Source organism: Brevundimonas sp. (genome assembly GCF_031082345.1).
Lineage (GTDB): Bacteria > Pseudomonadota > Alphaproteobacteria > Caulobacterales > Caulobacteraceae > Brevundimonas.
The window spans coordinates 1-11,846 of record NZ_JAVHLH010000065.1; the positions used below are offsets into that span (position 1 = coordinate 1).

General features: G+C 72.5%; 10 protein-coding genes. 8 read left to right on the forward strand and 2 right to left on the reverse strand.

Annotation, left to right across the window (positions count from 1 at the left end; all coding sequences use genetic code 11):
- From RDU12_RS06185 to RDU12_RS06200, 4 genes are all read left to right on the forward strand, one after another.
- Positions 1-560, forward strand: a 560-nt coding sequence (locus RDU12_RS06185; RefSeq protein WP_308684273.1) for an ATP-binding cassette domain-containing protein, incomplete at its 5' end; no start/stop codon positions are given.
- Positions 560-1,450, forward strand: a complete 891-nt coding sequence (locus RDU12_RS06190; RefSeq protein ID WP_374990194.1) for a cell division protein FtsX — start codon at positions 560-562, stop codon at positions 1,448-1,450. The genes RDU12_RS06185 and RDU12_RS06190, both read left to right, overlap by 1 nt.
- 9 nt (positions 1,451-1,459) lie before the next feature.
- The gene (locus RDU12_RS06195; RefSeq protein ID WP_308684275.1) at positions 1,460-2,089 is read left to right on the forward strand and encodes a YdcF family protein; all 630 of its coding nucleotides are present in this window, start codon (positions 1,460-1,462) and stop codon (positions 2,087-2,089) included.
- Position 2,090: 1 nt separating this feature from the next.
- Positions 2,091-2,822, forward strand: coding sequence for a lysophospholipid acyltransferase family protein (locus RDU12_RS06200; protein ID WP_308684276.1), 732 nt, complete (start codon positions 2,091-2,093; stop codon positions 2,820-2,822).
- 31 nt (positions 2,823-2,853) lie between these two features.
- Here the strand turns inward: RDU12_RS06200 and pdeM are convergent, their stop codons facing one another.
- Positions 2,854-3,585, reverse strand: coding sequence for a ligase-associated DNA damage response endonuclease PdeM (gene pdeM / locus RDU12_RS06205; protein WP_308684277.1), 732 nt, complete (start codon positions 3,583-3,585; stop codon positions 2,854-2,856).
- The gene (locus RDU12_RS06210; RefSeq protein ID WP_300292493.1) at positions 3,582-6,113 is read right to left on the reverse strand and encodes a ligase-associated DNA damage response DEXH box helicase; all 2,532 of its coding nucleotides are present in this window, start codon (positions 6,111-6,113) and stop codon (positions 3,582-3,584) included. Before RDU12_RS06210 ends, pdeM begins: the two co-directional genes overlap by 4 nt.
- A gap of 54 nt (positions 6,114-6,167) precedes the next feature.
- Here RDU12_RS06210 and RDU12_RS06215 point away from each other — a divergent pair, with 54 nt between their 5' ends.
- The 4 genes from RDU12_RS06215 to hisC form a co-directional block, all read left to right on the forward strand.
- Positions 6,168-9,044, forward strand: coding sequence for an ATP-dependent DNA helicase (locus tag RDU12_RS06215; RefSeq protein WP_308684278.1), 2,877 nt, complete (start codon positions 6,168-6,170; stop codon positions 9,042-9,044).
- Positions 9,041-10,081 (forward strand): DUF2125 domain-containing protein, encoded by a 1,041-nt coding sequence (locus RDU12_RS06220; protein ID WP_308684279.1) that lies wholly within the window; start codon positions 9,041-9,043, stop codon positions 10,079-10,081. Before RDU12_RS06215 ends, RDU12_RS06220 begins: the two co-directional genes overlap by 4 nt.
- Entirely contained in the window at positions 10,081-10,764 is a 684-nt protein-coding gene (locus RDU12_RS06225; RefSeq protein ID WP_308684280.1) for a hypothetical protein, read from the forward strand. Before RDU12_RS06220 ends, RDU12_RS06225 begins: the two co-directional genes overlap by 1 nt.
- Positions 10,765-10,779: 15 nt before the next feature.
- On the forward strand, positions 10,780-11,846 hold a 1,067-nt coding region (gene hisC / locus RDU12_RS06230), incomplete at its 3' end, for a histidinol-phosphate transaminase (protein ID WP_308684281.1).

Here is an 11,846-nt window from a genome sequence, read left to right on the forward strand (position 1 = left end):
GCCCGTCGGGGGCCGGTAAGTCGACGCTGCTGAATTTGCTGACCCTGGCGAAGCGTCCGACGGCCGGAACCATCGAACTGTTCGGCGAGGACGCGGGCGCCCCGCCGCGGTCGGCGCTGCCGGGCTTCCGGCGCCGGATGGGGGTGGTGTTCCAGGACTTCCGGCTGCTGGATCACCTGTCCGCCTTCGACAATGTCGCCCTTCCCCTGCGGCTGGCGGGGGCGAAGCGGGAGAGCTACGCCGACGACGTGGAGGAGATGCTGGACTGGGTCGGGCTCGGCGATCGCATGGCCGACCGGCCGCGGACCCTGTCCGGCGGCGAGAAGCAGCGGCTGGCCATCGCCCGGGCGGTGGTGACCGGCCCCGACCTGATCCTCGCGGACGAGCCGACCGGGAGCGTCGACGCGGCCATGGGCGAGCGGCTGCTGACCCTGTTCCAGTCGCTGAACCGGCTGGGGACCACGGTGCTGATCGCCAGTCATGACGAAGCCCTGGCGGCGGCGTGCGGGGCCTCGGTGCTGCGGCTGGAGGGCGGCCGGCTGGTCGGAGGCGGAGCGTGATCGAACGCTGGACAGATCGGCTGACCGGGCGGCGCGCGGGCATCCTGCCGCGCGACGGCGGCGGCGAGCCGTGGCTGGCGGCGGTGATCGCGGTGCTGTGTTTTCTCGCCTGTCTGGCGGCGGTCGGGGCCTTGGCGGCGGACCGGGCGGCGCATGGCTGGGCGATGCAGCTGCGCAGCGAGGCGACGGTGCAGGTTCGCCCGCGCGTCGACGAGACCGGGGCCGAGGCCGCCGCCCGCGCCGCCCAGACCCTCGCCGGGGTCGCGGGCGTCGAGGAGGCCGAGGCCCTGGACCGCGAGACGGCCGAGGTCCTGCTGCGGCCGTGGGTCGGGGACGCCGTCCTGCCGGACCTGCCCCTGCCCCACCTCGTCACCGTGCGGCTGGACCCGGAGGCTCCGGCCAGCGCCGTCAGCCTGAGCCGGGCGCTGGCCGAGGCCGGGGTCGACGCCACCGTGGACGACCACAGCCTGTGGCGTGGCGAGGTCGAGCGGTCCGCCGCCCTGATCACCGCCCTGGCCGTGGCGGCCTTTCTGCTCACCGCCGGCGGGGCGGGGGCGGCCATCGTCTATGCGACGCAGGCGGGGATGGCGGCGCAGCGGACGATCATCGAGACGCTGAGCCTGAACGGAGCCTCGGACGGGCGGATCGCCGGCCTGTACCAGACCCGCTACGCCCTGCTGGCGGCGGGCGCCGGGGCCGCCGGCGCCGCGGCAGCCATGGCCCTGGTGGCGGGGCTGAGGTTCCTCGGCGGCGCGGACGGGGTGACCCCGGCCCTGCCGGTGACGTGGAGCGATGTGCTGATGCTCTCGCCATGCCCGCTGCTGGCCGCTACGGTGGCGCTTGTCGCGGCGCGGATGACCGCGCTGGCGCGACTGCGGGGCGGTCGCTAGGTTAACGCCATGAAGTTTCTGACCTTCATCGCCATCATCGTCGTCATCTGGCTGGTCGGGCTGTTCGCCTTCGCCGACCGGGTGCGCGGCTACACGCCGGCGGCCGAGCCGGCGCGCGCCGACGCCATCGTGGCCCTGACCGGCCCCTCGGCCGAGCGGGTCAACGCCGCCATCCGCCTGCTGGAACAGGACAAGGGCGCCCGCGTGCTGATCTCGGGCGTCAACCGGGAGGTGCGCCGCCAGGAGCTGCGCGCCCTGACGCCGGGCTCGACCAAGCTGTTCAACTGCTGCGTCGATCTGGGCTTCGAGGCCGAGGACACCGTCGGCAACGCCCAGGAGATCGCCGCCTGGGCCGACGCCAAGGGCTATGACAGCCTGATCGTGGTGACCTCGGACTATCACATGCCCCGGGCGCTGACAGAGATCCGGGCGGCGTCGCCGGAGCTGGCGCTGACGCCCTATGCCGTGGAGACGCCGTCGCTGGATGATTCGGGCTGGTGGCGGGCGGCCGTCACGGCGCGGCGGATGACGCTGGAATACATGAAATATCTTGCGGCCCTGGGCCGGGCCGTCGTCAACGGCGGCGCTTCCGAACGCCCGGCGGCGGAGGCCGACGCGCCGGCCGGAAAGGCCGCCTGAGGTGACCGCGGTCCGTTCGCTCGTCTTCGTGCTGTGGCTCTATCTGTCCATGGCCCTGTTCGCCGTCGGCCTGTCGCCGGCGCTGCTGCTGCCGCACCGCTACGCCATGGGGGTGATCCGGGGCTGGGCGCGCTTCTGCCTGTTCGGCCTGCGCTGGATCGCGGGGGTGAAGGTCGAGTTCCGGGGGCTGGAACACCGCCCGACCGGCGCCGCCCTGATCGCCGGCAAGCACCAGAGCATGCTGGATGTGATCGCGCCGTTCGCCATCCTTCCGGACAACTGTTTCATCATGAAGAAGGAGCTCAGGCCCCTGCCCTTCTTCGGCTGGTTCGCCTGGAAGACGGGGATGATCGCAGTCGACCGCTCGGCCCATTCGAAGGCGCTGAAGGAGATGGTCAAACAGGCGCGGACGCGGTTCGCCGAAGGACGGCAGATCCTGATCTTCCCGGAGGGGACGCGCACGCCGCTGGACGCCTCGCCGGACTACAAGCCGGGGATCGCGGCGCTGTATCGCGACCTCGACTGCCCCTGCGTGCCGATGGCCACCAACTCGGGCGTGCACTGGCCGGCGCACGGGTTCCGGCGCTATCCGGGGACCGTGGTCTATGAGTTCCTGCCGGCCATCCCGGCGGGGCTGAAGCGGGCGGAGTTCATGGCCCAGCTGGAAGAGCGGATCGAGGGCGCGTCGGGGGCGCTCCTGCCGGCGCCGGGGCCCGATTCCTGGCGCTGCTGAGGCCGATATCGCCGCTCGAAGGCCGGCGCCGCTAACGCAGACTCTCCCACGCCAGGGCGTGCACCCGGTCCCTGCCCAGGGCCGCCGCCAGGGGCGGGTCGGCGAACAGGCCGGCGATGGCGGGGTCCCTCACGTCCAGTCCGCCGGTGAAGGCGCCGAAGGCGGGGAGGATCGCGCGACGGCCGTCGGTGACGAAGGCGGGGCGGCGGACGCCGCGGCCGTGGGCGGCGACGCGGGCGGCGGGGTGGAGGTGGCCGGCGATCTCGCCCGGGCGGATGCCCGGCTGAGGCTCGTGGATCAGGCGGAGCGAGCCGAGGGACAGGGTCTCGACGACCTCGCCGGGGAGGGTCTCCACGGAGTCCGCGAGGGCGGCGATGTCGTGGTTGCCTTCCAGCCAGACCCAGTCGCGGCCCGCGGCCATCCGGTCGAGGCGGACCCTGTCGTCGGGGGCCATGCGGCCGACGGATTTGGCGTCGTGGAAGCTGTCGCCGAGCAGGACCACCGCGGCGGGCTGGAGGGCGTCGATCTCGGCTTCCAGCCGGTCGAGGGTGGCGCGGCTGTCGTAGGGCGGCAGCATCTGGCCGCGGGCGGCGAAGGCCGAGCCCTTCTCCAGATGCAGGTCGGCGGCGATCAGGGTGCGGTGGTTCAGCACCCACAGGGCGCCGGAGCAGCGCAGCACGCAGGGCTCGCCCTCGATCGAGACGCGCAGACCGCCGCTGGGGCAGCGGGCCGGGGACAGGGCCTGGCGCAGGGCGGCGTTCATTGGGCGGCCTCGATACGGGCGTCGCCCATGACCTCGGCGATCAGATCTTCCTCGTCGAAGCCATAGGCGCTGGCGTCGAGGATCATCTCGGCCGCCTGGCCGCCGCCGACGCGCTCGCGGCCGATCTGGACCAGCACCGGGACGCAGAAGGGCGACGGGCGCTCGAGCCTCTGCAGGCGGATATTGCCGTGGATCCGCGCCAGCAGCTGGCCGAGGCGGGCGACGTCGAGCAGGCCGGCGGCGGCGTCGGCGCGGGCGGTCTTGAGCAGCAGGTGGTCGGGCTGGTGGCGGCGGAGCACGTCGTAGATCAGGTCGGTCGAGAAGGTCACCTGCCGACCGGTCTTCTCATTCCCCGGCTGCCGCTTCTCGATCAAGCCGGAGATCAGGGCGCAATTGCGGAAGCTGCGCTTCATCATGAAGCTCTCCTCCAGCCAGGACTCGAGATCGTCGCCGAGCATGTCGGGCTCGAACAGGGCGTCGAGGTCGAGGTCGTCCATCGGCTTGATCGACCAGATGGCGAGCGAATAGTCGGTGACGACGAAGCCCAGCGGGCCGACGCCGAGGCGGTCGAGACGGCGGGTCAGCAGCATGCACAGGGTGCCGTGGGCGAGGCCGCCGGCGAACGGATAGGCGACGAGGAAATGGCGACTGCCGCGCGGGAAGGTCTCGACCAGAAGCGTGTCGGCGTCGGGGATGGCGGATTTCGCCTCCTGCAGTTCCAGCCACTCCTGCACGTCGGGGGGCAGGACGCGCCAGTGGTCGCGGTCCTGGATCATGGCGCGGACGCGGTCGGCGAGGGAGGTCGACATGGGGAATTTTGATCCGCCCCATGAGGGGATCTTGGGGTCCTTGTCCTGGGCGTGGGTGACGAGGGCGTCCATGCCGCTGATGCCCTGGAAGGCCCAGACCTGGCCAGCGAAGACGAAGGTGTCGCCGGGGGACATCTGTTCGAAATAGTTCTCCTCCGCCTCGCCGACCTTGCGGCCGCCGATCAGCTGTTTCGAGGCCCCGCCGCGGCGCGAGGCGATGCGGACGTTGAGGGTGGCGGCGGCGACGATGGTCCCGACGTTCATGCGGTGCCGCTGGGCGGTCTGGGCGTTGCGCACCTTCCAGCGGCCTTGGCCGTCGCGGACGATGCGGGCGAACCGTTCGTAGGTGCGGAGCGCATAGCCGCCGGTGGCGACCAGATCGACGACCTCCTCGAACTGTTCATACGTCAGGCCCCGATAGGGGCCGCAGCCGGTGATCTCCGTATACAGATCCTCCATGGCGAAGGGCTCGGAGCAGGCGCAGCCCATGATGTGCTGGGCGAGGGTGTCGAGGGTGCCGGTGTGGACCGGCTCCCAGTCGAAGGCGTTCTCGGCCACCGCCTCGCGCGCGGCCTGGCATTCCAGCATCTCGAAGCGGCTGGCGGGCACCATCAGGGCGCGCGACGGCTCGTCGAGGCGGTGATTGGCGCGGCCGATGCGCTGGACCAGGCGGCTGGCGCCTTTGGGCGCGGCCAGCTGGATGACGAGGTCGACGTCGCCCCAGTCGATGCCGAGGTCGAGCGTCGAGGTGCAGACCACGGCGCGCAGGTCGCCGCGCGCCATGGCCGCCTCGACCTTGCGCCGCTGCTCGGCCGCCAGCGAGCCATGGTGCAGGGCGATCGGCAGGCTGTCGTCGTTGATGGCCCACAGCGACTGGAAGACGAACTCGGCCTGCCAGCGGGTGTTGACGAAGATCAGCGTCATGCCCGAGCGGCGGATGGCGTCGTAGACTTCCGGAATGGCGTGCTGGCCGGTGTGGCCGGCCCAGGGGACGTGGCCTTCGGAGATCAGGACGTCGACGACGGGCGGGGCGCCGGGGTCGCCGCGGACGATGGTGACGGCGGAATTGGCTGTTCCGCCGGGCCTCAGCCAGTCCGCGATCATGTCTGGATCATCGACCGTGGCCGACAGGGCCACGCGGCGCATCGAGGGCGCATATTTCTGCAGCCGGCCGAGGCCGAGGTTCAGCAGGTCGCCGCGCTTGCCGCTCCAGATGGCGTGGACCTCGTCGAGGACGACGCATTTGAGGTCGGCGAAATAGCTCGGCGCGCCGTCCCAGGCGCAGAACAGGGCCAGCTGTTCGGGGGTGGTCAGCAGGATATCGGGCGGGAAGTCGCGCTGGCGCTGGCGTTTGGACTGTTTGGTGTCGCCCGTGCGGCTCTCGACGTGGATGTTGAGCCCGATCTCGCGGATCGGCGTCATCAGATTGCGCTCGACGTCGGTGGTCAGGGCCTTGAGCGGCGACAGGTAGAGGGTGTGGACGCCGGAGCCGGGGCCGGTCTCCGGCTTGGGGCCGCGTTCGGCCAGTTCGATCAGCGAGGGCAGGAAGCCGGCCAGGGTCTTGCCGCCGCCGGTCGGGGCGACCAGCAGGGCGTGCGAACCCGCCTCGGCGGCCGCAATCATCTCGAGCTGATGCCGCCGGGCCGTCCAGCCGCGCGAGGCGAACCAGTCGGCGAAGAGCGGCGGAAGCGTTGCGGGAGCGGGCGGCGGCGTCACCATCGGCCTATAGCATGTTCCCGTTCCGTTTCACGCCCTTCCGCGCTATCTGGAGGGGTGTCCACCGACTCCCTCACCTCTTCCGCCCACCTGACCGGCGCCGAGCCGTGGCTCGTGCTGCCGCCAGCGCTGGCCGTGCCGCCGGGGGCGGGGGCGATCTGCGACGACGAGGGGGCGCGCAAGATCGGGCGGGGAGCGGCCGAGGGGGCCTTCACCACCGGGCCGGTGCTGGTGGCGCACGCCAGCCTGACGGCGCGGCGGCTGGGGATCGCGCCGCCGGCGCGGTCGGGCGACCTGCTGGATGTGCTGGAGCTGTTCGCCTTCGTGCGGCCGGCAAGGTTCTGCGCGCCGTCTCCGAGCGGGCTGGCGCTGGCCATGGGTCAGGCCGAACCCAAGGGGGCGGAGGCGCAGGCCGAAGCGCTGCGGAAGGCCGCCGACGGGCTGCTGAAGGAGTTGGCCGATCCGGCCTATCCCGACCGCGAAGCCGCCTTCACCCTGGCCGAGACCCTGGGCCGCGCGGGCTGGGCGTGGGGCTGGCGGGTGCTGGGGGCCCTGCAGCATCAGCCGGTGCGCGAGCGGAACCTGCGCGGCAGCGGGCTGGACGCCTGGTCGCGGCTGGCGGAATGGGAGGACGAGGCGCCGCGCGGCGAGGCGGGGTCGGCGCCGGTCGATTCCGAGAGCGCGCGGATCCGTCTGGACAAGCTGCTGCAGGCCTCGGGTCTCGACGAGACGCGGCCGACCCAGTCCGACTATGCGGCCGAGGCGGCCTTCGCCTTTTCGCCGCGCGACGAGGAGGGCCGTCCGCGGGTGCTGCTGGCCGAGGCGGGCACCGGCACGGGCAAGACCCTGGGCTATCTGGCGCCGGCGTCGCTGTGGGCCGAGCGCAATCAGGGGGCGGCCTGGGTTTCGACCTACACCCGCGCCCTGCAGCGCCAGATCGACCGCGAGAGCGCGGCCCTGTGGCCCGATCCGGTCGAGCGCAAGAAGAAGACCGTGGTTCGCAAGGGGCGGGAGAACTACCTGTGCCTGCTGAACCTGCAGGACATGGTGCAGGCGGCGCAGCTGGGCAACGGGGACCTGATCGGCATGGCCTTGGCCAGCCGCTGGGCGATGCATACGCGCGACGGCGACATGACCGGGGGCGACTATCCGGGCTGGCTGCCGGGGCTGTTCGCCGTGGGACCGAGCCATCAGGCCAGCGCGGCCAATCTGGTCGACCGGCGCGGGGAATGCGTCCACGCCGCCTGCCCGCACTACCGCACCTGTTTCGTCGAGAAGACCATCCGCGCCAGCCGCCGGGCCGATCTGGTGGTGGCCAACCATGCGCTGGTCATGACCCAGGCGGCCTTCGACGGGGCGCGATCAGCGCGGGGGCTGAAGCAGGACGGCGAGACGGCGGCGCTGAAGCGGATCGTGTTCGACGAGGGGCACCATCTGTTCGACGCGGCCGACAGCGCCTTTTCCGCCTGCCTGTCGGGGCAGGAGGCGGCGGAGCTGCGGCGCTGGATCCGGGGACCCGAAGGTCGCGGGCGACGCGGGCGCGGGCTGGAGCAACGGCTGGGAGACCTTTGCGCCGACAACGAGGCGGCGACCAAGGCGCTGCAGGACGCCGTGCGGGCGGCGGCGCAGCTGCCGGGCGAAGGGGTGTCGGGGCGGATCGCCCCGGCCTCCGGCGAGGTCAATCCGGTCGGGCCGATCGAGCGCTTCCTGCTGGCCGGACTGGAGCAGTTGCGGGCCCGGACGAGCGAGAACGCGTCCGGGAGCGGAACCGAGTTCGGCATGGAATGCGCGCTGAAGCCGGTGACCGAACCGGTGCTGGAGACGGCGCGCGAGGCCGCCCAGGCGCTGGCCGCGGTCGAGGCGCCGCTGCTGGCCCTGGCGCGGCATCTGGAGGACATCCTCGACGACGAGGCGGCAGAGCTGGACGGGTCACAGCGGTCGCGGATCGAGGGGGCCTTGCGCGGGCTGGACCGGCGGGCGCGGATGACCCTGCCCGGCTGGCGTTCGATGCTGGCGGCGCTGGAGGTCGCGTCGGACGAGCCCGATCCGGACTTCGTCGACTGGCTGTCAGCCGAGGCGGCGTTCGGGCGGATCATGGACGTGGCCCTGCGGCGGCACTGGATCGATCCGACCGTGCCGCTGGAGGCGGCGGTGATCATGCCGGCCCACGGGGTGCTGGTGACCAGCGCCACCCTGTCCGATCCGAACTCGGACGATCCCTTCGACATGGCCCGGATGCGCACCGGATCCGCGCGGCTGATCGAGCCGGCGCGGACGCTGAAGGTCGAGAGCCCGTTCGACTACGCCGCCAACGCCCGGGTCATCGTCGTCAACGATCTGGTCAAGGACGATGCGCGGCAGACGGCGGCGGCGATGCGCGAGCTGTTCCTGGCGGCGGGCGGCGGAGGGCTGGGGCTGTTCACGGCCATCCGGCGGCTGAAGGCGGTCTATGAGCGGCTGGGTCCCGATCTCGCGAAGGCGGGCATCCCGCTCTACGCCCAGCATGTCGATCCGCTGGAAGTGGGGGCTCTGGTCGATGTGTTCCGGGCCGAGCAGGACAGCTGTCTGCTGGGCACCGATGCTGTTCGCGACGGGGTCGATGTGCCGGGGCGGTCGTTGCGCATCCTCGCCTTCGACCGGGTGCCGTGGCCACGCCCGGACCTGCTGCACAGGGCGCGACGCGCGCGGTTCGGCGGCGAGGGCGCGGGCGGGCGCAATTTCGACGACGCCCTGGCGCGGGCGAAGATGGCCCAGGCCTTCGGCCGGCTGATCCGGCGGGCCGACGACAAGGGGGTGTTCGTCATGCTGGACGCCGCCGCCCCGACCCGGCTGTTCGCCAGCCTGCCGCCGGGGACCGAGGTGCAAAGGATGGGGCTGGCGGAAGCCGTCGAGCAGGTTGGCGCGTTCCTGTCTTCTGATAAGGAGCCCCCATGAGCGATACGCCTGCCCGTCATTCCCGCCGCGGCCTCGTCATTCCGTTCGCGATCGTGGGCCTGCTGCTCGCCGCCTGGGCCGGCTGGTGGTTCTATCTGTCGGGACAGGTCCAGGAGAGGCTGGCGACCCAGATCGAGGCCCTGAGGGCCGATGGCTGGCGCGTATCGCATGAGCCGGTTTCGGTGAGCGGCTGGCCGTTCCGGACCCGCGTCGCCTTTCCCGCCGCCGATATCGTGGCCCCGTCCGGCCACGGCGTGGCGGCCCCGGAACTGGTCGCCGAGGCCAGCGCCTGGAACCCCGGCCACTGGGTGGTGCTGGCGCCGGACGGTCTGATCCTGACCCGGGCCGGCAAGGGCCAGGTGGCGGTCGAGGGCGAGGCCCTGCGGCTGAGCGTCAGCCATCTGAGGGACCGCTTTCCCGACCTGCGGATCGAGCTGGCGCGGCCGACCTTCACCCCCGTCGCCGGGGCCGATCCCTTCCCGCTGGCCTCGGCCGAGCGGATCGAACTCTATACCCGACCGCACCTGACCGACGGCGAGGCCGCGACGGACGAGATGGACGTTCTGTTCCGCCTGACCGACGGGCGCGGGCGGACCGGCGGCCCGGTGGAGGGCGCGACCCGGGAAGGCCGGCTCTCGGCCGAGGTCGAGGCGACGATCGAACAGGCCAGCCGTCTGCGGGGCATGGACAGCGCCGGCGTCTTCGCCAGCTGGACCGCCGCCGGGGGACGATTCACCGCCGTCCAGGGCCGGTTGCAGGCCGGCGAGAGCAGCGCCCGGATCTCCAGCGACGCCCTGTGGGCCCGCGAGGACGGACGACTGGAAGGCCGGCTGGCCCTGACCGCCGAACGGCCCGGCGACGCCATCGCCGGCCTGGCGGGGTCCCGCTCCGGCGCCGTGAACCGCGTCGGGGCGGCCGGGGCCGCCGCCGCCGCCAGCGTGCAGGGCGAGCGGCCGATCGACTTGGTGCTGCTGTTCAGCGAGGGCCGCACCTGGCTGGGCCCCTTCGCCCTGGCGCCGGCGCCGAAGCTGTTCTGATGCTGCCGACTCCCGAGCCCGACCCTGAACGGCAGGCGCTGGACCGCGCGGTGGTCGAGGCGGTGCGGGCGCGTCTCGCCGCCGGGCCCCACCCGACGCCGGAGGTCGAGGCCATCGCCCTGCGCCACGCCCTGGCCGGGCTGTCGGCGGCGGAGGCGGCAGCCGCCCGCTGCGTGCTGGGGCGGCTGGACTCGGGCGGCGGCGCGGCGCTGACCGTCTGGGGGCCGGCCAGCCAGGTCCTGGCCGCGGACCGGTTCGGGCTGACGGCGCGCATGGCCGCGACGCCGGAGGCGGCCTTGGCGGCGGCCCGCAAGGGCGGACGGGCGCTGATGGATCTGACGGGTGGATCGGCGTGGTGGGGGCGGCTGCTGGCCGAGCCCCGGCTGCGGGTGGTCGGCGCCCTGCCAGACCACGGCCCCGGCCTGCCGCGCGCCCTGCTGGTCCAGCCCGCGGATACGGGGCCGACCGGCGACGACCGCACCTTCTGGGTCACCGACAGCCCGCTGGCGGACGCCCGCATCGTCCGACGCCTCGGCGACGCCGGCCTCGCCGCGGACCCCCTGATCACCGCGGGCGGCTTGAAGCTGTTCGCCCTGGCGGGCTATGTGCAGGCCGACGACGGGCGGCTGAACGACGCCCCCGGCTCCCTGCACGGCGTCATCGGCGCCGCGCCCGTATTCTGAAACCGAGGATTCGCCATGACCGACGCACCCGCGCCCCAAGGCCCGGCGCCCAAACCCGGCATCCTCGACATCGCGCCCTATGTCGGCGGCAAGTCGCGCATCGATGGCGTAGCCGAGCCGATGAAGCTGTCGTCCAACGAGAACATGCTGGGCGCCGGACAGAAGGCCCGCGAGGCGTTCGAGGCGGCGGTCGGCCAGATCCACATCTATCCCGACGGCCGCGCGACCAAGCTGCGCACCGCCGTGGCCGACCATCACGGCCTGGAGCCCGAGCGGCTGATCTTCGGCAACGGTTCGGACGAGGTCTTCGCCCTGCTGAACCAGTGCTACCTGACCCCGGGCGACAACATCGTCACGGGCCAGTACGGCTTCCTCGCCTACCGGATCAGCGCCCTGGCCAACCAGGCCTCGGTCAAGCTGGCCCCGGAGCCCGAGTTCAAGGCCACGCCCGAGGCCCTGCTGGCGCAGGTCGATGAGCGCACCCGCATCGTCTATGTCTCGAGCCCGTCGAACCCGACCGGCAGCTACAACACCGGCGAGGAGATCCGCCGCCTGCACGAGGGCCTGCGGCCGGACGTGCTGCTGGTCGTCGACGAGGCCTATGCCGAATACGTCACCGAGCCCGACTGGGAGACCAGCTTCGGCCTGGCCCGCGACAGCCAGAACATCGTGGTGACGCGGACGTTCTCGAAGATCCACGGACTCGGCGGGCTGCGCATCGGCTTCGGCTATGCGCCGCTGAAGGTGGCCGAGGCGGTCGACCGCATCCGCCTGCCCTTCAACGTCTCGGTGCCGGGCATCGAGGCGGCGGTGGCGGCGCTGGGCGACGAGGCGCATCAACAGGCGTCGCGCGACCTGATCCACACCTGGCGGCCGCGCCTGACCCAGGCCATCCGCGGCTTCGGTTTCGAGGTTCTGCCCAGCGCGGGCAATTTCGTGCTGGTCCGCTTCCGGGACGTCGAGCAGGCGCAGGGGGCCAACGACTATCTGAACTCCAAGGGCGTCATCGTGCGGCCGGTCGGCGGCTACGGCCTGCCCGAAGCCCTGCGCATCACCATCGGCACCGAGGACCAGAACCGCGC

What these genes read in the sequence shown, in the direction of transcription:
- RDU12_RS06195 (WP_308684275.1), top strand. Translation starts at nt 1,460, where the DNA reads ATGAAGTTTCTGACCTTCATCGCCATCATCGTCGTCATCTGGCTGGTC.
- pdeM (WP_308684277.1), bottom strand. Translation starts at nt 3,585, where the DNA reads ATGAACGCCGCCCTGCGCCAGGCCCTGTCCCCGGCCCGCTGCCCCAGC.
- RDU12_RS06210 (WP_300292493.1), bottom strand. Translation starts at nt 6,113, where the DNA reads ATGGTGACGCCGCCGCCCGCTCCCGCAACGCTTCCGCCGCTCTTCGCC.
- RDU12_RS06220 (WP_308684279.1), top strand. Translation starts at nt 9,041, where the DNA reads ATGAGCGATACGCCTGCCCGTCATTCCCGCCGCGGCCTCGTCATTCCG.
- RDU12_RS06225 (WP_308684280.1), top strand. Translation starts at nt 10,081, where the DNA reads ATGCTGCCGACTCCCGAGCCCGACCCTGAACGGCAGGCGCTGGACCGC.